Genomic DNA, 26,485 nt, shown 5'->3' with positions numbered 1-26,485 from the left:
TGTATTAGACCTGGATGAGGGGTACTTTGCTAGGAAAATACACTGTTATGCCAGAGACGATAGACTATCTGGGAATAAGGTGAGGGGAGTTTACTGTGCAAGTTATTAAAGAATATGTTCAGCGCTGGTATGAGAGCGAACTTGAACCGGATGAATACATCTGCCACGCCAAGCAAGGAAATTTAGTTGAACTTGAAGATGCCAAAACAGGCGATCGCCGCACAGCTTTAACCTTCTGCACTAATGATGTCCTGGGGTTGGTTCAAGCAGATTCCGTGAGACAGGCGGCGATCGATAGCATTCTGCAATATGGCACTTCCAACAGTTCTTGCTCCGTCTTGAGTGGTCGCATTGATTTGCATCGGCAGCTCGAAGATGAAATCTCTGAGTTTAAGCATCTGGCTCACACCCAACTCTTCTTGAATGCTTGGATGGCAATGCAGGCTCTCATGGATGCTTTCTGTCATCTAGCCATTCCTGTGCCCGGTTTTCAGCATACACGAGAAACATTAATTCTCACCGATGTCCTGAACCACGGTTGCATTGTGTCTGCGATCTCGAATGCGGGGACTCGCTCTGGCAAACTATTTGGTCATAGCCCGCGTGTGCGAGTGCGTGCCTACCGCCACTGCGATGTCAACGATTTGGCCACCAAACTGCGCCGTTATGCTAGACCTGAAGACCGCATCATGGTGGTCTCGGATGCAGTGTTCTCGATGGATGGCGATATTGCTCCCCTGCCCGACATTCTCGACGTGATGCAGAATTACGAAGGCAGCGTCTTAATGATGGATGAAGCCCATGCCAGTGGTGCGATCGGTGCCACTGGGCGAGGTATCTATGAGCACTTCAATCTCACCCCTCAGCAAGCGATCGAGCGGGGTGTGGTGCCGCTGATCATGACGACCTTCTCTAAGTTTGCGGCGTCGGCTGGAGCAGCGATTAGTAGTCACGTAGCCGAGCTGAAGCCGTTACTGAATGTGTCACCCACCTCAATCGGCACCATTTCTCTTCCCCCACCGCTCACCGCTGCTGCGCTAGAGAGCATCAAAATAGTGCGACGGGAGCCAGAACGGGTACGTCAGTTGCAGGAAAATACGGCTTACTTGCGATCGCGCTTGGCTGAGCAAGATTTTCTGGCGATTGGTGAAACCAACGTTGTTCCCATCATTCTGCCGTCCGAAATCAACCCGAAGCTATTTGGTCGGTTGTTGCTAGAAAACTACGGCATTTGGGTTTCTCCGATCTGGTTTATTGCCAAGCCCCGTTTGCGGGTGACTGTCAACGCCCTCCATACCAAAGAGGAAATGGATCGATTGGTGGCAGGGTTAGTGGCAACTCGAAATGTGCTGTATAAACCCACCATTAGTGCTTAGTTCGATAAAATGCTGCGAGGGTAGAAAAATACTCTGCCCTTGCCATAAAATCTTTAGTTTCAAAAGTTAAAAAATGGTGGCTACTCAGGCTTCGACGTATCAGATTCGGGCGGTCACAACTCCAGCAGAGCAAGACCTGTTTCTGGATGTGCCAACGCGAGTTTATGCCAATGATCCGAACTGGGTACCGCCTTTACGCAGCAGTACTGCCAAGCAATTCTCACCCAGCAATCCCTTCCTGCAATACGGTAAACTGCAACCGTTTATCGCAGTCACTCAGGGAGCCAAAGGGCCAGAGGCGGTAGGGCGTGTGGTAGCAGCAGTGAACCAGCGCCTGATCGAGCGAGAAGGGCAGCAGATTGGGTTGTTTGGTTTTTTTGAGTGCATTGCTGATTTTGCGATCGCTCAAGCACTGCTCGATGCCGCCTCTGACTGGTTGCGTCAACAAGGCATGACGGCTGTGCGTGGCCCCATCGATCTCTCGACTCACAACAGTTGTTTGTGGTTAGTCGATGGCTTTGACTCACCACCCATGGTGATGATGCCTTACAACCCTGCTCACTATCCTGAATTTGCCGAGCGGTTGGGTTGGCAGAAGGCTAAAGATGCCTACGCTTACAACTTTCCTTTGGACAAGCCTTTACCGACCGAGTTCGAGAAAGCGTATCGTATTGCTTGCAAATCCGGGGTAACCTTCCGACCGTTGCGAACGAAAGGGGAAGGTTTTGAGCAAGATTGCCTCAGCCTCTACCGTTTATTTACCACCGCCTTTGCAGGCAACTGGAGTTCTACACCCCGCACCCAAGAAGAATTTCTGGAAGAAGCTAAAGAGCTGCAAAGCTTAGTTGATCCAGACGTATTCCCGATCGCGGAATATAACGGCGAAATGATTGGGTTCTTTATGGGCTTGCCCGACTACAATATTCCCCTCAAACAGGTGGGCGGCAAGCTCAATTGGCTAGGGATTCTTAAGTTTCTCTGGTATCGTCGCCAGATTAACCAAGGCCGAGTCATTGCTATCTGTTCTTTGCCTGAATACCGTCGCAAAATGGTGCCTCTTGCCTTAATTTACTTGGGCATGAGCGGTGGTATCCAGAAGGGGAAACCCTATCAGCGAGCTGAACTGTCCTGGGTTTACGAAGATAACTTTCCATCGCGCAAGCTGATTGAAGCGTCAGGTGGCAAGATTTATAAGACGTACCGCATCTACGAAAAAGCATTATGAAGGCGCTAGTCACCGGAGCAAATGGCTTTACCGGATCTCACCTGGTTCGTCTATTGGAACAGCGTGGTGACCAAGTAGTAGGGCTGGTCCGCAAATCGAGCAATTTGTCGCGCCTATCTGACGCTCAAGTGCAACTTGTGTATGGCGACCTCAGCGATCGCGAAGCCTTACGTACCGCCATGCAAGGGGTAGACACGGTATTTCACACGGCTGCCTATGTAGAGTTAGGTTTAGTCAATGCGGCTGAAATGGAGCGCGTGAATGTGACGGGGACTCGTGCCGTCATGGAAGTGGCGAAAGAAATGGGCGTGACCAAAATCGTCTATTGCAGCACCATCGGTGTGTTTGGCGACACTCAAGGGCAAGTGGTGGATGAAACCTTCCAACGCACCCAAAAAGATTTTTCTTCGGCCTACGATCGCACTAAATATGACGCGCAAGTACTCGTGGACCAGATGGCCCAGCAAGGGCTACCCGTCGTGAGTGTCATGCCCTCTGGAATTTTTGGTGCAGATGATCCGCACTTTATTCCGGTACTGCGGCAGTTTCTCAAAGGTGGACTGAAGCTTTGGGCAGGGGGCGATCGCGTCACGGGTGTAGTGCATGTCGATGACCTAGCGATGGCGATGCTCTTAGCCGCCGAGAAAGCGCCAACCGGAGAGCACTACATTATTTCCGCTGGGGATTTGACCACACGAGAAATGTTCCAAATTGTTGGTCAGCAAGCTGGGATTGCTGCTCCCGCCGAGGCTCCCAAAGCTCTGGTTAGGCTAGTGGGGAATATCTTAGACCCCCTTGGTCGCTTGTTCTCCTGGCAACCACCCCTAAGTCGAGAGCGAGTTCACTATGTCTACGATCGCTGTGTGCGTGTCGATGCTGCTAAAGCCCGACGCGAATTGAATTGGCAACCCCGCTCCGTTGCTGACACCTTGACCGAAATCGCTCAAGCAGTCCAGAAGACGCTTTAGCACGACTTCCACCTTGAAACTACCGCTAGTTTCTGTAAAACCCTATTGGGGATGATCCCCAGGGGTAACTGGGTAGATTGCCGCTATGCGATCGCCCTGCCTACCAGGGAGAATACAGACATAGCAAAGCAGCCAATTGGCATTTAATACACCAAGCCTCACTTAATAAAGAGGTTGACAGAAAATATGACGAGGCCAACCTGCTATCTCCGTAACTGGAGCAGCAACAGGCACTAGGTTCTCGACAAACTTTATGGAATAAATTACGGGTAGGGGCGCAGCATTCTGTGCCCCTATCTAGTTTTAAATAGCTTGAACTACAACGAAGGGCTAGGCAGCATATCGCTGATCGAGCATGCCATCTTCCAAGTTCACCACTCGGTCTGCCACATCCATAATGCGTGGGTCATGAGTCACCATCAGCACTGTACGACCCCCCTCTTTGGCAAGGTTTCGTAGCAACTCAATCACCGCATGACCACTGCGAGAGTCCAGAGCCGCAGTAGGTTCATCCGCCATGATTAGGGGTGGGTCGCCTGCTAAAGCTCGTGCGATCGCCACTCGTTGTTGTTGGCCACCCGATAGCTCCCGAGGCAGTAACTTTACTTTATCTTGCAGCCCCACCTGTTCTAGCAAGCTTTGAGCCTGCTGGCGACGGTTATTGCGTCCTCGAAGACCTTTGACCTTAAGTGCTAATTCCACATTCTCAAGAGCAGTCAGGGCGGGAAACAGATTAAATCCTTGAAAAATAAAACCAATATTTTCCAAGCGGAACTGGGATAGTTGGGTGCGAGACATTCTTGTAATTTCTTGCCCTAACAAGTGAACACTGCCGCGGCTAGGTGTTAAGATCCCCGCTAGGATAGAGAGCAGCGTAGTTTTTCCAGATCCAGAAGGACCCATCAGCAAATAAATGTCCCCTCTCTGGATATCGAGATCAATATCTTTCAGGGCATAGAAGCGTTCAGCACCGGATTGGAATACCATTTCCACCCCACGGGCAGCAATGGCATTGGTTTTAATTTGGGTAGAGCCTATTGCGGTAGAAGCAACCTGACTCTGAAGCTGGGCATATTCAGCGAAACGAATTTGAGAAGCAGTCATCCGCTTAGGTTTCTAATCAACATTGGTTAAATGGAAAGGAGTGGAGTGCGAACTTTGGACAACGATGCACTGGTAGATTCAGGTGCTTAAACGCCGAATCCAGATTTCATCGCTGTAGAGCCATACTATCTAGTGTATCCAGGTTCTCTAAGTTCTCCGTATTCCCCTCGGGAAGTTTAAGGTTATGCCTTAAACACGATGGCGGGGTCAACCCGAGTCACCTTCTGAATCGCGAACAGGGCAGAGCTGACACACATCACTACCGTGATGCCGAAAACTCCCAAGGCTGTTGCGGGTGTAATTAAAATCAGAATCCCCTGAGTTGCCGATGTCCATGTGCCGACTCCAAGACACAGGGCTAAGCTAGGCAGGTAACCCAAAACGGCCATCCATAAGGCTTGCTCGACAATCACGCTGTAGATTACCCAATCTGACGCGCCCATCGCTTTGAGAGTTCCGAACTCTCGTAGGTGATCCGAGACAGAGGAGTACAGAATTTGGCCCACAATCACGATCCCCACAATGATGCCAACAGCAGCTCCTAGCCCGAGGACAAAGCCAATGCCCGTACGTTTTTGCCAATAATTACGGGTTTTGGCAATCATTTCGGCTCGTGTATAGGCATGGGTATTGGGCAGAGTCGCTTCTAACCGTTTTTTGAGAATTGCTAGATCTTGGTTGGGTTGAGCCCGAATCAAAATATAAGTGATGGGGTCGCCTAAATTCAGGCGACGGGGGGCCGCAGGCGCAGGATTGACCGAGCCAGTGTCAGCAGGCGCTGTTTCATAGGTGTTGGTGCATTGCACCTCCTCGGAGCCAGTCTGTGATCGGCATTGCAGGTTAGAACGGATGGGGGAGTTTATATAGGCATTGGCATTTTCTAAAGAGGTAAATAGGAAGCTACTAGACACCATTGACTGAGTGCCGCGAGTGAGACCAACGAGTCGAGCCGGAAGCGAGCCGATCGCGCCTTGAGCATTAAGGGTTTTGAGATTCAGAGAATCTGCATTGGTTTCATCCACCATCACCGAAAAAGGCTGCTTGAGGGCACTGAGGCTGCCTTGGGTGATGTTTTGGGGAGAAAATAACTGTCCTTGAGGATCAAAGCCGACGACTCGGACTGGCGCAATCTCGTCTTGAGAGTTACGCCAAATGCCTGGCCTAAAGATCAAGGCTTCCGCTCGCCCTACGCCTGGTACTTGTTGCGCGACCCTAAGCTGATCCACTGCCAGGGGTAGCGTCAGCTCAATCTGCACCATGTCCTTGGAAGCAACCCAAATATCAGCCTGAGATTGGTCAATTAAGAGGGTGGTAGAACGAGTAAACCCTCTGAGAATTCCAGTCTGAATGGTGACAAGGCTGACTGCAAACATGATGCCAGCCTGAGCCACCAGGAATCGAGGAATATCCTCAAACAAGTTTTTGCGGGCGATGGAAGCCATGAAGGAAGTAACAGTTGAGTGCCTTATTATCAGCCTAAAAGATGGCAGGGCAAACTTCTGCTCAAGCAACCACTTACTCGACCGTCACAGATTTAGCGAGGTTTCTAGGTTGGTCTACGTCTAAGCCGCGACGGGCCGCAATGTGATAGGCCAGCAACTGTAGCGGAATTACAGCCAAAATCGGCGAGAGTAACTCTTCCACAACTGGCACAGGCAGCAAGTCATCGAAAATTTCGGCAGATTCGCTGGCCTCTAAGGGAGTCACACCGATGAGGCGGGCATCTCTGGCTTTCGCTTCTTGAGCATTGGAGAGCACTTTTTCGTAAACCAAACCTGGTGTGGCGATCGCGACGACAGGCACTTTGGCATCTAGTAGTGCGATCGGTCCATGCTTCATTTCCCCAGCAGGATAACCCTCAGCGTGAATGTAGCTGATTTCCTTAAGTTTCAAAGCTCCCTCTAGGGCGATCGGGAAGTTGATCCCCCGTCCTAAGAAAATAAAGTCTTGAGTTTCTGCAAAGTCGTGGGCCAATTCTTCGATGTAACGCTCTTGGCTTTCCAGAATTAGCTCGATTTGCGCCGGAAGTTGCCGTAGCCCTAACAAGATTTGCTCTAGACGAGCGGGCGATAGGGTTTGTTGGTGATACGCCAAATCTAAAGCCAGAGCGTAGAACGCCATTAACTGCGCCACAAAGGTTTTTGTGGCAGCGACCCCAATTTCGATCCCAGCATGGGTATCGATTACCTGAGGCACCATGTGGCCCAAAGAGCTTTCGGGACGGTTGGTGATACCGAGCAAGCGTGCCTCAAACCGAGGGGATTGCCCAGCCCGTCGCTGCTTTTCCATCTCCAAGGCGGCTAAGGTATCTGCTGTTTCGCCCGACTGAGTCACGCCAATGGTGAGGGTGTTGGGGGTCAGAGGCGAAGGAGCATAGCGGAACTCGGAGGCATACTGCACCATTGTTGGGATGCCAGCCAACTGCTCGATCAAGTATTTACCTACTAAGCTGGCGTGCCAACTGGTGCCACAAGCGACAATTTGCACCTGTTTCAAATCGCTATAGAGTTCCGGGGACAGGTTGAGCTTAATGGGTGACGTGGCAGATTCAGGGCTCCAACTGGTGTCTAAGTAGGCTTCCAGGCAAGCCCGCACCACTCCTGGTTGCTCGTAGATTTCCTTGAGCATGAAGTGTTTGAAGCCCTGCTTTTCTACCATGACAGGGTTCCAGTTGAGAGTGCGAGGGGTTTTCCGCAAGCGATCGCCCCCAAAGCTATACACCTCAACTCCCAAGGGCGTTAAACGTGCCAGTTCGCCATTGTCCAGAGTCAAGACGGCGCGGGTGTGGGGAACTAAAGCGGGTGTATCGGAAGCGCAGAAGAATTCCCCTTGACCGAAACCGATGGATAGGGGGGCTTGTTGCCGCGCCACAATCAGTTCATCGGGGAAGTCAGCGCTAATTACCGCGATCGCAAAGGCTCCTTCTAAGTGGTTGACTGCTTGGCGCACAGCCTCTAGTAAAGGCGAATGCTGGGCCAACGCAGGCATCGAACTAGGCTCAGCTTTGAGCTTCTCAAGCAGTTCAGCGATCAGATGCGGGATTACTTCTGTATCAGTTTCAGAGCGGAAGGTATGGCCTCTAGCAATTAATCCTTCTCGCAATTCCCGATAATTCTCAATAATGCCGTTTTGCACCACCGCTAGGCGATGAGCTGTATCCATGTGCGGGTGAGCATTGTACTCTTCTGGCTTGCCATGAGTGGCCCAACGGGTGTGGCCGATGCCAAGCTGGGCTGGGTTCTCAATGCCTTCGAGTTTTTCTTGAAGGTTGTGTAGCTTGCCCTTGGCGCGGACGCAGTGGATCTCGCCTTCCAAGACGGTTGCGATCCCTGCAGAATCGTAGCCGCGATACTCCAGTTTCTGTAACCCTGCTAACAAAATGTCACTTGCTGCTTGGGTACCGATATAGCCAACAATTCCGCACATTTAACCCACAACTCCTGCCAAGCGATTACGGTTTAGGTGCCATCTGCCTTTCAGCGCTCTGGCTGTAGTGCGATCGCGCGATCGCCTCTTGAGACAGATAAAACGCGAATATAACAGTCTTTAACGATCAACAGTGCTTCATCAAGTACTGAAACCAAAAAGTGATCTACGCCTTGATTGGGCTGCAAACGGGATAGATAGCTCGTCTAGGCACGTAAAGTTACCAAAAAAATAGGGAGGCTGAACACCTCCCCTGTTTTTTGAACCCAAGTATATCGATAAACGCAGGATAAAAAAATGATGCGTTTAATGTCAGTTTCTAGTAGGCCAAACCCATACTCCGGGTTGTTTCAGCATTAGAGAGATAAACTCGAATGCTGAGGAAGTCAGTAGGACAAGCAGTTTCGCACCGCTTGCAACCCACACAGTCCTCGGTACGAGGAGACGAAGCAATTTGACCAGCCTTGCAGCCGTCCCAGGGAACCATCTCTAGAACGTCAGTAGGGCAAGCCCGGACGCATTGAGTACACCCAATGCAGGTGTCATAAATTTTGACAGAATGAGACATTGAATAAAGACTCCAAACTAGGTGTTCAATGCCTTGCAACATCTGCGGTAAAGCAGACCAGCAAGTCTTAGAACTAAGACTCTAGAATCAACGCCAAGTTTACCGCAGTGCCAGAGATCGCTTCTGAGAAAGGCAGCAAAAATTCAAAGAATTTAATACACACCCTAATAGTGGCAATATTTTGCGATAAAGCTTGATGGGGCAAGGTTTTGGCAGCCTCTCAAAGACCTTTTTAGGGGTTAATATCTCTTCTTTTTGTAAAACGCTCGTTACAAAACGTAGGAAATTAGCTAGAAATTATTGCTCTAGAAACCAAGCTTTTCCAAAACTGAGCGAGTGGAAACAATGTGATGGTTTAAGCCCAACTTTTCTGGGGCCACTCCTAAAGCCAAGGCAACTAGTTGAGGAAGGTGTAAAACAGGCAAGCCCAATTTCTGCCCAATTACTTGTTCGACCTCTGGTTGGCGAGAGTCGAGGTTGAGGTGGCACAAAGGGCAGGGCGTGACCAAACAATCGGCTCCAGAGGCGATCGCGTCCTGAATATGGTTGCCTGCCATCTGAAACGCCTGATCGGTGGCGTAACTAGAGAGCGGCCAACCGCAGCATTGAGTGCGGCCTCGGTAATAAATCGGTGTCGCGCCGATCGCCCGGAACACGTTTTCCATCGACTCTGGTTGGAAGGGGTCATCGAAGGGAATCGAAGTTTGGGCACGCAGGAGGTAGCAGCCATAGAAGGCGGCGCACTTCAGACCTGCTAGCTTACGGGTCACTTTGGCTTGCAGTGCTTCTAGGCCGTAGTCTCCTACCAAAGCCCACAATAGATGCTTGACTTCAGTGCTGCCTTTGTAAGGTGAGCAGCCTTCTTGCTTCAGTAAACCGTTGATTTGGTCGATGTAGTCAGGATTGTTTTGTTGGGATTTTTTTAACCGTTCATCTACATGACCAATCACTCCTTGGCAAGTGCTGCAATGAGTGAGTAACGGTAGATTTAATTCTTCTGCTAGAGCAATATTCCGAGCATTAACACTGTCTTCTAAGAGAGCAGATTCTTCCTTAAACGTACCGGAACCACAGCAGGAAGCTTTTTTTAATTCGACTAGTTCAATTCCTAAAGCGCTAGTTAAGGCTGCGGTCGAGAGGTAAAGTTCTCGGCAGGCTCCTTGAGCCACACAGCCGGGAAAATAAGCGTACTTCAAAGACGGAGATGGCATAGCTAAGCGTGACTGAGTGGGTGTTCAGCTCCAGCAAACTTCAACTTAGGTCTAGCTAGGTCTGCCTAGATCTGCCTAGGATTGAGGAGCTAACTCGCGACTGACCCTTCTATCATCGCTTTTTCGGCTGAGGACTGTGGGGACAGAGGTTAACTTTTCGTTGAGTTTTGGCTCGGAATGTGTCAGTTGGGGAAAGCGCCCATCTAACGCGATCGCCGTCGCGCTTTCAGATAAGATAGGAAATGCTCAGAGCTGATGTCTGCCTGGGATCAAATTCCAGCAAATTCATCTGTAATTTGACAGCCTTTCTAGAGTAAGTTTTTCTAGAGCGCACTGACAAAAGCTGAAACCACTGAGTAAGTCCTAAAATAAGAAGCTAGGGGTTGTCATGAATCAAGAAGAAATCTTTGCTAAAGTTCAAAAAATCGTTTCCGAGCAACTGGGTGTTGAAGCTAGTGAAGTTAAGCCAGCTGCTAGCTTTGCCAACGACCTCGGTGCTGACTCTCTCGACACGGTGGAGTTAGTCATGGCTTTAGAAGAAGAATTTGATATTGAGATTCCCGACGAAGCAGCAGAAGAAATCGCTACTGTGCAAAACGCAGTCGATTACATCAGCAACAAAGCAGCAGCTTAGACTCTAAATCATTGGCAGCTCGGCACCGTACCAAGCTTGGGGGTGGGGAGATGCCAACTCAGAAACCTGTATTCTGCGTTCCGGGCTAGAAAGCCCTTGAATTTTACATCATGACAAATTCTGACCGTAAGCGCGTTGTTGTAACGGGTCTCGGCGCGGTTACACCCATTGGCAACACCTTGTCAGAGTATTGGGAAGGGTTGGTGAGTGGACGCAATGGCATTGGCCCAATCACTCTGTTTGATGCATCTCGGCACGACTGCCGAATTGCGGGAGAAGTTAAAGCATTCGATCCCTTCCAGTACTTAGACCGTAAGGATGCGAAGCGGATGGATCGGTTTGCTCAGTTTGCGGTGGCAGCGAGTAAACAAGCGATCGCCGATGCTCAATTTGTCATCAACGACCTGAACGCAGAACAGGTGGGTGTCATCATCGGTTCCGGGGTCGGTGGCATCAAGGTTCTGGAAGACCAACAGGAAGTTTATCTGACCAAAGGCCCAGATCGTTGTAGCCCCTTCATGGTGCCGATGATGATCGCCAATATGGCGGCGGGCTTAACCGCGATTCACATTGGTGCCAAAGGCCCTAACTCTTGCCCGGTGACTGCTTGTGCTTCGGGTTCTAATGGGATCGGGGATGCTTTCCGGTTGATTCAAGGTGGCTATGCCCAGGCGATGATCTGCGGTGGGGCGGAGGCAGCAATTACTCCCCTGTCAGTTGCTGGTTTTGCTTCTGCTCGGACGCTGTCTACTCGCAATGACGACCCTGCTCATGCCAGTCGTCCGTTTGATCGCGATCGCAACGGCTTTGTCATGGGTGAAGGGGCAGGAATTCTGTTGCTCGAAGAACTAGAGCATGCCCTCAGCCGTGGCGCTCGTATCTACGCCGAAATGATTGGTTATGGCATGACCTGTGATGCCTACCACATGACTTCTCCGGTTCCGGGTGGCGAAGGGGCAGCTAGAGCAATTCAACTGGCGATGAAGGATGCTGGGATTACGCCGGATCAAGTGAGCTATATCAATGCTCATGGCACTAGCACTCCCATGAACGACCCCAATGAAACGGCAGCGATTAAGACTGCTTTGGGCGAACATGCCTACAAAGTGGCGGTCAGCTCCACTAAGTCGATGACGGGGCACTTACTGGGTGGCTCCGGTGGGATTGAAGGCGTGGCAACCGCTCTGGCTGTGGCTCACGACCAACTGCCGCCAACCATTAATTTGGAAAATCCTGACCCTGCATGTGACCTGGACTATGTACCAAATCACAGCCGATCCCATAAAGTTGATGTAGCTTTATCCAACTCATTTGGGTTTGGTGGTCACAACGTTACGGTAGCATTTAGAAAGTACGTTGGCTGAGCTTGTAAAATTTAACCCAGTCTTTGGGATCGCGGGGTAACTCAGGTCTATAAACGCCTGGGTTTCTGCGTTAGTAGTTATTACCTATCCAATGCCATTATCAGCTACCATAATTGGTAATTCAGTAGGTATATAAGCTTAGGGTGACCCGGAGCAACGTCACGATCGCTCACCCAGTCCAGTGCTAACTCGTAGTTCAACTAGATAGAGATTATGGCTGTCGCAACCCAACAATCACTCGACGAGCTTTGTATTAATTCCATCCGCTTTCTAGCGATTGACGCTGTAGAAAAGGCAAAATCTGGTCACCCAGGGTTGCCGATGGGCGCTGCTCCGATGGCATACGTGCTCTGGGATCGCTTTATGCGGTTCAATCCCAAAAATCCTTACTGGTTCAACCGCGATCGCTTTGTGTTGTCGGCAGGTCACGGTTCCATGCTGCAATACGCCCTACTCCATTTGGCTGGGTACGACAGCGTGACGCTGGATGACATTAAGCAATTCCGTCAGTTGGACTCCAAGACTCCAGGTCACCCCGAAAACTTCATGACTCCTGGTGTCGAAGTTACCACGGGTCCTCTGGGCCAGGGGATTTGTAATGGTGTGGGCTTGGCGATGGCCGAAGCTCATCTAGCAGGTAAGTTCAACAAGCCTGATGCCACCCTGGTTGACCACTACACCTATGTCATCCTGGGTGATGGTTGCAACATGGAAGGAATTTCCGGCGAAGCTTGCTCCTTGGCAGGACACCTCGGTCTCGGTAAGTTGATTGCCCTCTACGACGATAACCATATCTCTATCGACGGTTCTACGGACGTTTCCTTTACTGAAGATGTCTCGAAGCGCTTTGAGGCTTACGGTTGGCATGTGCTGCACGTAGCTGATGGCAACACCGACCTTGATGGCATCGCCAAGGCCATTGAAGAAGCGAAGAAGGTCACCGATAAGCCTTCCTTCATCAAAGTCACCACCACCATTGGCTACGGCTCCCCCAACAAAGCTAACACCGCTGGCGTTCACGGTGCGGCGCTAGGTGGCGATGAAATCAAGTTGACCCGTGAGAACTTGGGTTGGAACTACGAACCCTTTGAAGTACCTCAAGATTCTCTGAACCACTGGCGCAAAGCTGTAGAGCGCGGTGCCCAACTCGAAGATGAGTGGAATCAAGTTCTAGCTCAATACAGAAGCAAGTACGCTAGCGAAGCTGCAGAATTTGAGCGCTTTATTAGCAACAAACTGCCCGAAGGTTGGGAGAAGTCTCTACCTGTTTACACTCCCGAAGACAAAGCGATCGCGACTCGCCAAACTTCTGAGAAAACTCTGAATGCGATCGCTCCTGCTCTGCCTGAGTTGATTGGTGGCTCCGCTGACCTGACCCACTCCAACCTCACCTACATCAAAGTGTCGGGTGACTTCCAGAAAGGCGCTTACGAAAATCGCAACCTGCGCTTTGGCGTGCGTGAGCATGGTATGGGCGCAATCTGTAATGGGATTGCCCTGCACAACTCTGGCTTGATTCCTTACTGCGCCACCTTCTTGGTCTTCGCAGACTACATGCGGGCAGCGATTCGTCTCTCCGCACTGTCTCAAGCGGGCGTAATTTACGTTATGACCCACGACTCGATCGCCTTGGGTGAAGACGGTCCTACTCACCAGCCGATTGAAACGATCGCATCTCTACGGGCGATTCCTAACCTGTTGGTTATGCGTCCCGCAGATGGTAACGAAACCTCTGGAGCTTACAAAGTTGCGGTAGAAGAGCGTAAGCGTCCTACCCTGATGGCTCTGTCGCGCCAAGCCCTACCTCAGTTAGATGGCTCCTCCATTGAAGGTGTGTCGAAGGGTGCATACATCCTGTCTGGCGGCGAAGGTACCCCTGACCTGATCTTGCTGGCTACGGGTAGTGAAGTGCAACTTTGTGTCAAGGCCGCTGAGCAACTCCGGGCAGAAGGCAAGAACGTCCGCGTCGTCTCCATGCCTTGCTGGGAATTGTTTGATGAGCAAGATGCAGCATATCGCGAGTCAGTGCTACCTAAAGCCGTGACCAAGCGCTTAGCTGTAGAAGCAGCCTCCAGCTTCGGCTGGTGCCGCTACATCGGCAGCGATGGCGACATGATCAGCGTTGAGCGCTTTGGTGTGTCGGCTCCCGGTAACGTAGCGCTAGAGAAGTTTGGCTACACTGTGGACAACGTAGTGACCAGAGCAAAAGCACTTTTGGGTTAAGTTGGTATCAGTTTGACTAACTTAAATTGAACTTATTGACTCTCTAGAAATAGGGAGTCATTTTTATGTCTTTGTTGATGGTTTTCTCAGACTAGTTCCACAGGTTTTGCAGAATTGGGCATCAGGGTCATGCAAAGCCAAACCACAGCCAGAGCATTGCGTTTCTACTTGTGTGGAAGTTTTGACCAATCGTCGGATTAAGTCGCCAATTTGCCAGGGAATTAGAGCAATGCCTGTCAAAATCATCAGTACGGTGAGCAAGCGGCCTGTTTCGGAAATGGGCGTAACATCGCCAAAACCAACAGTGGTCATGGTGACAACAGAGAAATAAAAAGCATCTAGAAATGTTTTAAATCCCGCTGCATTAATTGGGTGCTCAACTTGATAAATCAAGCCTGAATAGATAAAGATAATGGCAAATAAAGTGAATAGAATGCGAGTGAAAATAGCTCCATCTTCACTGCTCACTCGACCAAACAAAGCGGTGCCTTCCACAAAACGAATCAACCGTAGAATTCGGAACCAACGCAGTAACCGAATAAAGCTAATATCAGTAACGCCGAGAAAAAATGGCAGAATAGCGACTAAATCTATGGCTGAGTAGAGGCTGAAAAAGTATTTAACTTTTTGCTCAGAGCACCAAAACCTAAGAACATACTCGATCGCAAAAATAACTAAAATAACCGAGTCAATTGTGTTTAGTTTTGTCCGAACCAAATCGGAAATTGGATAGGTTTCTGCAACAAAAATACCTGAAGACAATAAAACTAAGCTGGCGATCGCTAAATTAATTGCGATACCAACGGGGGTTTCAATATCTTCTAAGTAGAAAGAAACTTTCTGTCGCAGTAACATCAAGAATAAAAATCAGTAGATGGTTTAGGGCTGTAAAAATTGTGTAGGTAGCAGAACTGTAAATGTGGTAATCCCGGAGTCGCTAGTAACTTGAATCACTCCTCCTAAATGCTCTACCAGCTTCTTAACCAGAGCTAGGCCTAAACCAGTGCCACCTTGCTTCCAGCGATCGTTACGAGGAATCCGATAGAACTTTTCAAAAATTCTAGTTAGCTCAACTTCCGGGATTTCAGTTCCAGAATTACTCACACTTAATTCTATACAAGGAGAATTAAAACCAGCGATCGCCTTAATTTCACCACCGGGTGGGGTGTATTTGCAAGCATTGTTGAGGAGTTCTGCTAAAACTCGTTCCAAGCTGGGTTGGTCTGAAACTAACAAAGGTAATTCCGAAAGAATTTGAACTTGAACACTTTGCTGGCGATTGCTAGCCCGCTCTTTAAATGGCTCAACAAGTCGGGGTAGCCAATCATTCAAATCAATCGTCTCTGGATTAAAAGGTTTGGCTGCAGCTTCTAATCGTTGCAGGTCTAATAAATCATTAATTAAGTTGATTTCGCGATCGCACTCGGCTTGCAGAATTCTGAAGTAATGATCTTCTTGTTCTTGAGTTTTAGCAATCTTGAGCATATAAATAGCCATTTTCATGTTAGCCATTGGGCTACGTAGTTCATGAGAAACGGTACTTAAGAAATCATCCTTAAGTAAATTCATGCGCTGTAGCTCTTGCATTTGATGGCTCAAATTTTCTTCGATTTGCTTCCTGGCAGTAATGTCTTCCAAGACCAGCAATAATCCATCCAGGTGGGGAGATTGTTTCGCAATTTCTGGCTCAACACTTCCATAAAGCAAAGGTTCTAGCTTTAGTTCAAACCAGGTGTCATCTTGGTGCAATTCATGGGGAGTGACTGGCTGCTGTTGCCTTAACATCTGTAAATCTGACTGCCATTGTCCTTGGCTCAACCAGCGAGGAATCAGTTGGGCATGGAGGCGATCGCCCACCTGAATCTCCAGCCATTTAGCAGCCATCGGATTGCAAAACCACACCAAGCCATCTAAGTCAGCAGCTAACAAGCCAATGGAAAGACTCCGGGCGATCGCCGCTTGCGCCGATTGAGACCGACCGAATTGCTCAGCTAGTAAAGCTAACTGAGCTACAGGCTGCATTGAGGCGGGCTGTTGGCCTGTTTGCCAGTGGGTTTGCTCAGAGCGCAGGATACTGTGGCTACGAGCAACGAGGTCTTGGTGGTGCGCTTGCCAAAGCTGCTTCACTTCGTGCTGAAGTAGAGCATTTTCGCGCAATCGTTCCTCAAGCAAGACGGTGCCAGTCGTGGCGCTAAATAGAATAATGGGCAGAACCACAGGCATTAAGTAGCCAGTGTGCAGCAACAGTAAGCTGGCAATGCCCCAAATGCCACATAACCCAAGCCCTAGGGTGATTTGGCGTTCAGTAGACCATCGACCCAGCACATAGCTTAAGCCTGGTCCACCCAACAGAAACAGCCCCAATAGCCAGGGTTGAGGGGGTAGCCGCAGAGAGTTGTGCTGGAGCAGAGTGCTGATCACCGCCGCATGGAGATGCGTGCCACTAGCAGGAGGATTGCGATCGAAGGGGGTAGGCAGTGAGTCGAGCCCCGCCGCAGTTACTCCAACGACTACAATTTTGTCCTTGAACGCTTGAGGGGAAACTTGTTGGTGGATGACATCTACAAACGAATAGTGCTGGAGCTGACGCACAGGCCCTGGCCAGTTGACCCAAAAAGGGGTTTGTAGGTTGGGCAGCTCTACGGGAGCTTGCACTAAGCTATACCCCTGAACGGCGGCTAAGCCTAAGGCAGGCACCCCCTGTAACTGCAAATCGATTTTTCGGGTGAGACCGTCAGAATCTTGTTTCTTGTAAACTTGGCCAACGGCGAAAGCAACTTTGCCGAGGGGAGGACTGGGGAGTAGAGGCCCCCCGATGCCGTCCCAAGCTTGGGCCAGAACCACGCGCCCTTGTTGCTGCACTGCTGCCGCAAGTCGGGTATCTTGGGGGCCTTGATCCGTCAAGACTACATTTAAGGCAATCACACTCGGCTCAGCTTTGGTGAGAACACTGAGCAGTTGAATATATTGCTGGCGAGACCAGGGAAAGGGTCCTAGTTCTCGCAAACTTCGGTCATCAATCCCGACAATCACCACGCTTCGGTCCCAAGCGATCGCGCCCCGCAGTTGAAACAGCGTGTTGTAAGCAATTTGCTCTAAGGGCTGCCAAACTTCTAAAGCAGTCAAACTGGCAACCACTAATGCCGTGATTCCCCCTGGAAGCAGTCGCCATCCTAACTCCCGGAACTGCCGCTTCATACTTTTGCTGTGTGCTTTCCTCCAGGGATGGAATTAATAATGGCCGAGCTTGAGGTGAAGGCCGCAATAAGTTATTTCTATTGTCGGTTATAAGTCAAAAAGGGAACAGGGACTACCTCCCCTTGAGCTGTACCCACTTGAACTTGTAAACCCGCGCCTCCCGCTTTAGTTCTAATGTAGCCAAGCCCAAATGCTTCCTGATCAATGGTTGTCGAACTGGTGAGAACACCTACTTTGTCGTCTCCTAAAATAATGGGGCTGCCCGCCGCCACAGGCTCACTGAGACGAATGCCCCAAAGTTGTTGTTTGACTCCTTTATAGGTATCTAGACGCGCGATTGTTTCTTGGCCGATATAACAACCTTTATTAAAGGAGAGAGTTTGCCACAAACCTGCTTCTAGTGGGTTGTAGTCTTCTGTGAGTTCATGTTCTGGTACCGGACGGCCTTGCTGAATTCGCAGTTGCTCCCAGACGCGATCGCCCAAAGGAACCGCCCCGCCTTCCACCAACTGCTGCCACAAGCTCGCAGCTGACTCAGCCGCTAAGAACAAGGTATAACCAGGGATTGCTAAGCCACTCCCAACTGCGACTCGAACTTCACTGTCTCCTAGAGGAAACAGGGCATGATTGCCATCAGGTTGACCGATCAGGGAGCTTGCCCCCAGTTTATTGAGTAGGGCATCGCTCTGAGGGCCAAGCAGACTAAAGGTTGTAGTGGTGTTTGTCAGATTGGTGAGCTTGACGCGATCGGCAAAAAAGATGTAGCGATCGCAAAATTCCATCAAAGTTTGGCAGCGGTTGGGAGAAACCAGTAAAAGAATCGTGTCTTCAGTGACGTAAACACTGGCCAGATCGAGGGTGCGAGCTGTTGAGGTGACAAACACAGTGTCGCAGCCCTGCCCTGGTTGCAAGCGCTTGATGTCGTTGGTGCTCTGGTTGTGCAGGAAGTTTTGTCGATCGGCATCTGAGATTTGCATGCGACCCCAATGGGAGCGATCGCACAGCGCCACTCCTGTCCGAGCAACCTCAAGAGCGGCACTATCATTGCCAAAACTCACGGGGATAGTGGCTGAACCAATCTCTTCAAACGTAGCGCCAGCAGACGCTTGAAGTTGATGCAGGTCTTGAGTCATGGAATTTCAACGGTGCCTCTAGAAATTAGCGTGAAGGAAGGTTTGTAAAAACTTGCTCGATCAGCTGTCGAGCTTTGTCGTCTAAGCGGTTCCAATCGACCTCTCCCATCTCATCATCAATCAAGCTGGTATCAATCTCAACCGCTTGCGGGTCAGAGCTATCTTGAAATACCCGATAGTTACGAAAACAAACTTGGTAGCACAGCTCCCAGAGATCAATTTGGACTTGCTGACCTTGTTTTTCTAAGCACAAGAGGTACCCAGGAAAAGGCGTGGGTAGATGCGCCAAGGCTTGTTCAATTTCAGCGGCTTGTTCTGGTGAAGCGGTAGCCAGCTTTGCTTGCAGTTGCTTTACCTGAGCTTGAATTGCCTCTGGGGTGCCTTCTGGCCAAGTTTGTACATCTTGATAAGTCCCTTTCCAGTCCGATTGATCCAACTGCTTGCGGATATTGTCTAGTAAACGAATAAAAGCAGGCTGCATCAGCAACTCAGCTTGGGCCCAAGCAACTTGATCTTGAAATTGCGGCTTCATAAATAAAGTGAAATCTTAAACCTTAGGGCTGTTAAAGCAGTGAGAACTAAACCTTTGAGGGCTTTTAGAGCGATCGCTTCTGTGCTCCTTACCACCACAGTAATCCAAACTATCCGCTGATTGTGATGCTGATGGCTTGATTGCTACAGGGGGAGACAACTCAGTTGAGCGATCGCTACTGACTCCATATCGGCTAATTTTGATCTAAAGTTTGATGGGGTCGGGAGTGAATTTAATTCAGGAATCTACAGGATAGACGTTACTGAGGAGTCTTACTAACGTCGCTATCCTCTGATGCTGGCTGGCTCTTAGGCCAGCAGGGGCAATCAACCAGAAGTTTCCAAAGCCGCCTGTTGTCCTAGAAATGAACAGGGATGCCTGCCATGAAATCTCAGAATATCGTCCTCAAGTGCAGTAGCGTACAGCGCCTGAAAGTAACGTTTTAGTATATTTGATTGCCAACTCTGTCTGTAGCAAGCAGAGAGTTCAATGATTTAGCTGCACCGAAACAGTCATTGAGTTAAACCCGTTAAGTTGTTTTACCTTCCCCGTCTCAGCTAGCCTGAGGGCTGATTTTTGGATTTAGCATCTATCTTTCGGTAGAAGCCAGTGGCCAGCCTTTGCACCGGATAATTGATCACAACTATCTCTGTTGGTCGTTGCACTCGTTAACTCTGCTCTCTCGTCCTTGACTGCTACTACAGGAGGTCTGGTTCGGCACAGATCTTGGCTGGTGGCGGCAACTCCCTAATTATTCGTATCCTCATTGCTCTAAAAGGATCAGGCTATGCCCGCTGAACAAGTTACCAAAGATACCGAGAACTTGGACCTCAGACAGTTACTAAAGATACTCAGTGCCGTTAAGAAAGGTAACTTTTCAGTTCGCATGGCTGATGAGTACACCGGGATGGCAGGCAAGGTTGCTGATGCGATTAACGATGTCATCGAGCTGAATGAGCGGATGACCAAGGAGCTAGAACGAATTGGCAAAGTTGTTGGTAAAGAAGGCAAAATCACTCAGCGAGCGTCGCTTGGAAATGCGGGCGGTTCTTGGGGCTCTTGCTTAGAGTCGATCAATAGCTTAATCAGCGACTTGGTGCAACCTACTGTAGAAACGTCGCGGGTCATCCGAGCCGTAGCGCATGGTGACTTGTCGCAAACCATCCCGACCGAAATTGAAGGTCGCCAGCTCAAAGGTGAGTTTTTACAAACGGCTCAAGTCGTCAACACCATGGTGGAGCAGCTCAGCTCCTTTGCCTCTGAGGTCACCCGTGTAGCTCGTGAGGTGGGCACCGAGGGCAAGTTGGGCGTGCAAGCCGAAGTCAAAGGCGTAGCAGGCACCTGGAAAGATTTGACCGACAACGTCAACCTGATGGCAGGCAACCTCACCGGACAAGTGCGAAACATTGCCGAAGTTGCCACGGCGATCGCCAACGGTGACTTGTCCAAGAAGATTACGGTAGACGTTAAAGGCGAAATTCTAGAGCTAAAAAACACCGTCAACACGATGGTGGACCAGCTGAACTCCTTCGCTTCTGAGGTAACTAGAGTCGCCCGTGAGGTGGGAACTGAAGGGAAACTGGGTGTACAAGCCGAGGTGAAAGGCGTAGCAGGCACCTGGAAAGACCTGACCGACTCCGTGAACTTGATGGCAGGCAACCTGACCGCCCAAGTGAGGAACATCGCGGAAGTCACGACGGCGGTAGCGAATGGCGACCTTTCCAAAAAGATTACGGTAGACGTAAAAGGTGAAATTCTAGAGCTGAAGAACACCGTCAACATCATGGTGGACCAGCTCAACTCCTTTGCCTCTGAGGTGACGCGGGTGGCGCGTGAGGTAGGTGCGGAAGGAAAACTCGGCGGTCAAGCGGAAGTGCGCGGCGTGGCAGGCACCTGGAAAGACCTCACCGACTCGGTAAACTTCATGGCAGGCTCCCTAACTGCCCAAGTGCGGAACATTGCCGAAGTGACGACAGCGGTGGCGAACGGCGACCTCTCCAAGAAAATTACGGTAGACGTAAAAGGCGAGATTCTAGAGCTGAAGAACACGATCAACACGATGGTGGACCAGCTTAACTCCTTCGCCTCTGAGGTAACCAGAGTTGCTCGTGAGGTAGGTACCGAAGGAAAACTGGGGGTACAAGCGGAAGTGCGCGGGGTGGCAGGTACCTGGAAAGACCTGACCGACTCGGTGAACTCGATGGCAGGCAACCTAACAGCCCAAGTGCGGAACATTGCCGAAGTGACGACAGCGGTGGCGAACGGCGACCTCTCCAAGAAAATTACGGTAGACGTAAAAGGCGAGATTCTGGACCTGAAGAACACGATCAACACGATGGTGGACCAGCTCAACTCCTTCGCCTCTGAGGTGACGCGGGTGGCGCGGGAAGTAGGCTCGGAAGGAAAGCTAGGGGGGCAAGCCGATGTCCGAGGTGTAGCGGGTACCTGGAAAGACCTCACCGATTCGGTAAACTTCATGGCGGGTTCGTTGACCGCGCAGGTACGGAACATTGCTGAAGTGACGACGGCGGTAGCGAACGGTGACCTCTCCAAGAAAATTACCGTAGACGTAAAAGGCGAGATTCTAGAGCTGAAGAATACCATCAATATCATGGTGGACCAGCTCAACTCCTTCGCCTCTGAGGTAACGCGGGTTGCCCGTGAGGTAGGAACGGAAGGAAAACTGGGGGTGCAAGCGGAAGTAAGAGGCGTGGCGGGTACTTGGAAAGACCTCACCGACTCGGTGAACTCAATGGCAGGTAACCTGACCGCGCAGGTGCGGAACATCGCGGAAGTGACGACAGCGGTGGCCAACGGCGACCTCTCCAAGAAAATTACCGTGGATGTGAAGGGCGAGATTCTAGAGCTGAAAAACACGATCAACACGATGGTGGACCAGCTCAGCTCCTTTGCTTCTGAGGTAACTAGAGTTGCTCGGGAGGTGGGAACCGAAGGGAAACTGGGTGTGCAAGCCGAAGTCCGAGGCGTGGCGGGGGTTTGGAAAGACCTGACCGACAATGTGAACTCGATGGCAGGCAACCTCACAGCCCAAGTCCGAAACATTGCCGAAGTTGCGACTGCGATCGCGAATGGCGACCTCTCCAAGAAAATCACGGTGCAGGTGAAGGGTGAAATCTTAGAGCTAAAAAATACCATCAACATCATGGTGGACCAGCTCAGCTCCTTTGCCTCTGAGGTAACCAGAGTCGCCCGCGAGGTAGGCTCGGAAGGAAAACTGGGTGTGCAAGCCGACGTGCGCGGTGTAGCGGGCACCTGGAAAGACCTCACCGACTCGGTGAACTTCATGGCGGGTTCTCTGACAGCCCAAGTGCGGAACATTGCCGCCGTCACGACGGCGGTGGCGAACGGCGACTTGTCCAAGAAGATTACGGTAGACGTCAAAGGCGAGATTCTAGAGCTAAAAAATACCGTCAACACGATGGTAGACCAGCTCAACTCCTTTGCTTCTGAAGTAACTAGAGTTGCCCGTGAGGTAGGTTCCGAAGGAAAGCTGGGTGTGCAAGCCGTCGTGCCGGGGGTCGCGGGCACCTGGAAAGACCTGACGGACTCGGTAAACTTCATGGCGGGTTCTCTGACAGCCCAGGTGCGGAACATTGCGGAAGTGACGACCGCAGTAGCGAACGGCGACTTGTCCAAGAAAATCACCGTGGATGTGAAGGGCGAAATTCTAGAGCTGAAGAATACGATCAATACGATGGTGGATCAGCTCAACTCCTTTGCTTCTGAGGTAACTAGAGTGGCGCGGGAGGTGGGTACCGAAGGAAAACTAGGGGTACAAGCCTACGTCCGAGGAGTCGCCGGCACCTGGAAAGACCTCACGGACAATGTGAACTTGATGGCAGGCAACCTCACCGCCCAGGTGCGGAACATTGCGGAGGTGGCAACGGCGATCGCGAACGGCGACTTGTCCAAGAAAATCACCGTGGATGTCAAGGGTGAGATTCTCGACTTGAAGAACACGATCAACACGATGGTGGACCAGCTCAGCTCCTTCGCCTCTGAGGTAACGCGGGTCGCCCGTGAAGTAGGCACCGAAGGAAAGCTGGGAGGCCAAGCGCAAGTCACCGGAGTGGCAGGCACCTGGAAAGACCTCACCGACAACGTGAACTCGATGGCAGGTAACCTCACCGCTCAGGTGCGGGGGATTGCGCGAGTGGTAACGGCGGTGGCAAATGGTGACCTGAAGCGGAAGCTAATGCTGGATGCTAAGGGTGAAATCGAAACCCTGGCCGACACGATCAACGAGATGATCGACACGCTGGCGACCTTTGCTGACCAGGTAACAACGGTGGCCCGCGAGGTGGGGATTGAAGGAAAACTGGGCGGCCAAGCGAAAGTACCGGGGGCTTCTGGAACCTGGCGTGCCTTGACCGACAACGTAAACGAGCTAGCTGCCACTCTCACTACTCAGCTCCGAGCGATCGCGGAAGTGGCAACGGCAGTAACCAAGGGCGACCTAACCCGCTCGATTTCGGTGGCGGCGCAAGGGGAGGTGGCGGTCCTGAAGGACAACATCAACCAGATGATTGCCAACCTGCGGGAAACCACCCAGAAGAACACCGAGCAAGACTGGCTCAAGACCAACTTGGCTAAGTTCACCCGGATGCTGCAAGGTCAGCGCGATCTCGAAACCGTTTCCAAGCTCATCTTGTCTGAACTGGCTCCCTTGGTCTCGGCTCAGCATGGGGTCTTCTACCTGATGGAACCGGGCGAAATGCATATTCCTTTCCTGAAGCTGCTCAGCACCTATGCCTACCGCGAGCGCAAGCACCTAGCAAACCGCTTTGGCATCGGTGAAGGTCTAGTGGGTCAATGTGCTCTAGAGAAAGAACGGATTCTGCTCAGCGAAGTCCCAGACGACTACATCAAGATTAGTTCTGGCCTGGGAGAAGCCACACCCCGCAATGTGGTTGTGCTGCCCGTGTTGTTTGAAGGTCAAGTGACTGCTGTGATCGAGCTGGCGTCCTTCCGGCAGTTTAGTGATATTCACCTCACCTTCTTCGACCAACTGACTGAAAGTATCGCCATCGTCTTAAACACGATTGCGGCTAGTATGCGGACCGAAGAACTCCTGAAGCAATCTCAATCCTTGGCTGAAGAACTGCAAGTGCAGCAGAAAGAACTCACCGACACCAACAAGCGCCTAGAGCAACAAGCCCAATCGCTGAAGGCTTCGGAAGAGTTGCTGAAGAACCAGCAAGAGCAATTGCAGCAGACCAACGAAGAACTAGAAGAAAAAGCCGAGTTGCTGTCGTTGCAAAACAAAGAGGTGGAGCGGAAGAACCGCGAAATCGAACAAGCGCGGCGATCGCTGGAGGAAAAAGCCGAGCAATTGGCCCTCAGTTCCAAGTACAAGTCCGAGTTCTTGGCGAATATGTCCCACGAACTCCGCACGCCACTCAACAGCTTGCTGATTCTGGCTCGACTGCTAACCGACAACAGCGACGGTAACTTGACCCAAAAGCAAGTGGAGTATATCCAAACCATCCACTCAGCGGGTACCGACCTCCTAGAGCTAATCAACGACATCTTGGACTTAGCCAAAATCGAATCCGGCACCATGTCGGTCGATATTGACCAGATGTTGTTCACCGACCTACGCGGTTACATCGATCGTACCTTTGGCCAGGTGGCTCAGGATAAGAGCTTGCAGTTCAACATCGAGCTAGATGAGCGCCTCCCCCGCGCCATCTATACCGATTCCAAGCGTTTACAACAAGTGCTGAAGAATCTGCTGGCCAACGCCTTCAAGTTTACCGAGCGCGGCTCTGTCACCCTCAGCATGACGGCGGCAGCCCAAGGCTGGAACCCAGAGAAAGAAAGCTTGAGCCGTGCCAATACGGTAATTGCCTTCTCTGTGACCGATACGGGCATTGGCATTCCAGCGGACAAGCAGAAGATTATCTTTGAGGCATTCCAGCAGGCGGATGGTACGACCAGCCGCAAGTATGGCGGCACCGGATTGGGCCTCTCGATCAGCCGAGAAATTGCCCGTCTCTTGGGCGGTGAAATCAGGCTGACCAGCGCTCCGGGACAAGGAAGCACTTTTACGCTGTACCTACCGCAAGCTTACCAAGCCCCACCTACTGCCGCTCCAGCGCCTCAGATGCCCATTCGGGTAGAACTGGGACGCCGGGAAGCACCCAACGGAGATGGCCCAGATTTCGCTGCCACGACATTGGCGGCCAATATTGCCGCGCTGAATTTGACTGAGTCACCTCCTAGCTCAATGATGCTGCCCTTGCCCGAACTCAGTGATGACCGCAGCAATATTGAACCGGGCGATCGCGTCTTGCTGATTGTTGAGGATGACCTCAACTTTAACCGCGTGCTAATTGACATGGCGCGCAACGAGGGCTTTAAGGTGCTAGTCGCTTTGCGTGGCAGCATGGGTCTGTCAATGGCGCGCGACTTCAAGCCCGATGCAGTGATGTTGGATATTCGCTTGCCCGATATGGATGGCTGGACGGTGCTAGACCGCTTAAAGCACAACCCAGACACCCGCCATATTCCAGTTCATATTTTGACCGTGGAAGAAGGGCGGCAGCGCGGCTTGCAACTGGGGGCGATCGCCTACATGCAGAAGCCAATTTCCAGCGAAAACTTGACCAACGCCTTGACTCAAATCAAAGAATTTGTCGAGCGTCGAGTCAAGAACCTCTTGGTGGTAGAAGACGATCAAATCCAACGTCAAAGCATCGTCGATCTGATCGGCAATGGTGATGTTGAAACTACAGCCGTGGGCTCAGGGGCTGAAGCTCTAGAAATGTTGAGAGACAACCACTTTGACTGCATCGTGCTCGACCTCGGCCTGCCTGACATGACAGGGTTAGAGCTGATTGAAGCCTTGAAACAGGAAGTGGGGCTAGCGAAATTGCCGATTATTGTCTACACAGGCAAGGAGCTGAGCCAGCAAGAAGAAACTGAGCTGAAGCGGATGGCCGAAACCATCATCATTAAGGATGTGCGATCGCCCGAACGCCTCCTGGATGAAACCGCTCTGTTCTTACATCGGGTGCAATCCGACTTGCCACAACCCAAGCGCCAGATGCTAGAGCAACTGCGGCAAAATGACCCGATACTCGAAGGCAAAAAGGTGCTGATTGTGGATGATGATGTTCGCAATATCTTTGCCCTCACCAGCCTGCTAGAGCGGTATCAGATGCAGGTGTTGTACGCAGAAAATGGGCGCGATGGCATTACTGTGTTGCAAAACAACCCAGATGTAGACATCGTCTTGGTGGATGTGATGATGCCAGAAATGGATGGTTACGAAACCATGCAAACGATTCGCCAGTTGAGTGTCTTTGATGCATTGCCGATGGTGGCCCTCACTGCCAAGGCCATGCAGGGCGATCGCGAGAAGTGTTTAGAGGCAGGCGCTTCAGATTACATCACCAAACCGGTAGATACAGAGCAGTTACTCTCTCTCCTACGTGTCTGGTTGTATCAATAGGTAGAAGGCAAAATTAAAAGTGTAAAAACGAAAATCCTGTAGTTTT

At 51.0% G+C, this 26,485-nt stretch carries 16 protein-coding genes; 7 read left to right on the top strand and 9 right to left on the bottom strand.

What is annotated here, in order from left to right; all coding sequences use genetic code 11:
- Nucleotides 1-95: 95 nt before the first annotated feature.
- The 3 genes from NDA01_RS15175 (at nt 96) to NDA01_RS15165 (ending at nt 3,569) form a co-directional block, all read left to right on the top strand.
- A complete protein-coding gene (locus NDA01_RS15175) occupies nt 96-1,376 on the top strand; it encodes an aminotransferase class I/II-fold pyridoxal phosphate-dependent enzyme (RefSeq protein ID WP_348228584.1) in 1,281 nt (426 codons plus the stop codon).
- 73 nt (nt 1,377-1,449) lie between these two features.
- Entirely contained in the window at nt 1,450-2,601 is a 1,152-nt protein-coding gene (locus NDA01_RS15170) for a hypothetical protein (protein ID WP_348228583.1), read from the top strand.
- Nucleotides 2,598-3,569, top strand: coding sequence for an NAD-dependent epimerase/dehydratase family protein (locus tag NDA01_RS15165; protein WP_348228582.1), 972 nt, complete (start codon nt 2,598-2,600; stop codon nt 3,567-3,569). The genes NDA01_RS15170 and NDA01_RS15165 overlap by 4 nt, the downstream gene beginning before the upstream one ends.
- A gap of 330 nt (nt 3,570-3,899) precedes the next feature.
- On the opposite strand, the gene NDA01_RS15160 is transcribed toward NDA01_RS15165, so the two are convergent.
- The 5 genes from NDA01_RS15160 to NDA01_RS15140 form a co-directional block, all read right to left on the bottom strand.
- The gene (locus NDA01_RS15160; RefSeq protein WP_348228581.1) at nt 3,900-4,673 is read right to left on the bottom strand and encodes an ABC transporter ATP-binding protein; all 774 of its coding nucleotides are present in this window, start codon (nt 4,671-4,673) and stop codon (nt 3,900-3,902) included.
- A gap of 182 nt (nt 4,674-4,855) precedes the next feature.
- Complete coding sequence (locus NDA01_RS15155) at nt 4,856-6,115, bottom strand: FtsX-like permease family protein (protein WP_348228580.1); 1,260 nt, start codon at nt 6,113-6,115, stop codon at nt 4,856-4,858.
- A gap of 73 nt (nt 6,116-6,188) precedes the next feature.
- Entirely contained in the window at nt 6,189-8,099 is a 1,911-nt protein-coding gene (gene glmS / locus NDA01_RS15150) for a glutamine--fructose-6-phosphate transaminase (isomerizing) (RefSeq protein ID WP_348228579.1), read from the bottom strand.
- 319 nt (nt 8,100-8,418) lie between these two features.
- Nucleotides 8,419-8,667, bottom strand: coding sequence for a photosystem I iron-sulfur center protein PsaC (gene psaC, locus NDA01_RS15145; RefSeq protein WP_190432475.1), 249 nt, complete (start codon nt 8,665-8,667; stop codon nt 8,419-8,421).
- Nucleotides 8,668-8,972: 305 nt separating this feature from the next.
- Nucleotides 8,973-9,878 (bottom strand): CoB--CoM heterodisulfide reductase iron-sulfur subunit B family protein, encoded by a 906-nt coding sequence (locus NDA01_RS15140; RefSeq protein WP_190432477.1) that lies wholly within the window; start codon nt 9,876-9,878, stop codon nt 8,973-8,975.
- A gap of 388 nt (nt 9,879-10,266) precedes the next feature.
- Between NDA01_RS15140 and acpP the strand changes: the two genes are divergently transcribed.
- From acpP to tkt, 3 genes are all read left to right on the top strand, one after another.
- Nucleotides 10,267-10,512, top strand: a complete 246-nt coding sequence (gene acpP / locus NDA01_RS15135; RefSeq protein WP_190432479.1) for an acyl carrier protein — start codon at nt 10,267-10,269, stop codon at nt 10,510-10,512.
- 110 nt (nt 10,513-10,622) lie between these two features.
- Nucleotides 10,623-11,876: a beta-ketoacyl-ACP synthase II gene (gene fabF, locus NDA01_RS15130; protein ID WP_348228578.1), complete on the top strand. Its 1,254-nt coding sequence runs from the start codon at nt 10,623-10,625 to the stop codon at nt 11,874-11,876.
- A 213-nt stretch (nt 11,877-12,089) separates the two neighbouring features.
- The gene (gene tkt, locus NDA01_RS15125; RefSeq protein WP_348228577.1) at nt 12,090-14,099 is read left to right on the top strand and encodes a transketolase; all 2,010 of its coding nucleotides are present in this window, start codon (nt 12,090-12,092) and stop codon (nt 14,097-14,099) included.
- A 63-nt stretch (nt 14,100-14,162) separates the two neighbouring features.
- Here the strand turns inward: tkt and NDA01_RS15120 are convergent, their stop codons facing one another.
- The 4 genes from NDA01_RS15120 to NDA01_RS15105 all read right to left on the bottom strand — a co-directional run bounded on the left by NDA01_RS15120 (nt 14,163) and on the right by NDA01_RS15105 (nt 18,962).
- Complete coding sequence (locus tag NDA01_RS15120) at nt 14,163-14,954, bottom strand: ion transporter (RefSeq protein WP_431193414.1); 792 nt, start codon at nt 14,952-14,954, stop codon at nt 14,163-14,165.
- A 24-nt stretch (nt 14,955-14,978) separates the two neighbouring features.
- Nucleotides 14,979-17,297 (bottom strand): CHASE2 domain-containing protein, encoded by a 2,319-nt coding sequence (locus NDA01_RS15115; protein ID WP_348228575.1) that lies wholly within the window; start codon nt 17,295-17,297, stop codon nt 14,979-14,981.
- 77 nt (nt 17,298-17,374) lie between these two features.
- Nucleotides 17,375-18,430: a CAF17-like 4Fe-4S cluster assembly/insertion protein YgfZ gene (gene ygfZ / locus NDA01_RS15110; RefSeq protein WP_348228574.1), complete on the bottom strand. Its 1,056-nt coding sequence runs from the start codon at nt 18,428-18,430 to the stop codon at nt 17,375-17,377.
- A 25-nt stretch (nt 18,431-18,455) separates the two neighbouring features.
- Nucleotides 18,456-18,962: a hypothetical protein gene (locus NDA01_RS15105; protein WP_348228573.1), complete on the bottom strand. Its 507-nt coding sequence runs from the start codon at nt 18,960-18,962 to the stop codon at nt 18,456-18,458.
- A gap of 787 nt (nt 18,963-19,749) precedes the next feature.
- Between NDA01_RS15105 and NDA01_RS15100 the strand changes: the two genes are divergently transcribed.
- Nucleotides 19,750-26,439: a HAMP domain-containing protein gene (locus NDA01_RS15100; RefSeq protein WP_348228572.1), complete on the top strand. Its 6,690-nt coding sequence runs from the start codon at nt 19,750-19,752 to the stop codon at nt 26,437-26,439.
- Nucleotides 26,440-26,485: the final 46 nt, after the last annotated feature.

The sequence above is a fragment of the Trichocoleus desertorum AS-A10 genome (genome assembly GCF_039962155.1).
In the GTDB taxonomy this organism is placed as follows: Bacteria; Cyanobacteriota; Cyanobacteriia; order FACHB-46; family FACHB-46; genus Trichocoleus.
This window is presented reverse-complemented; position numbering and strand designations above follow the sequence as displayed.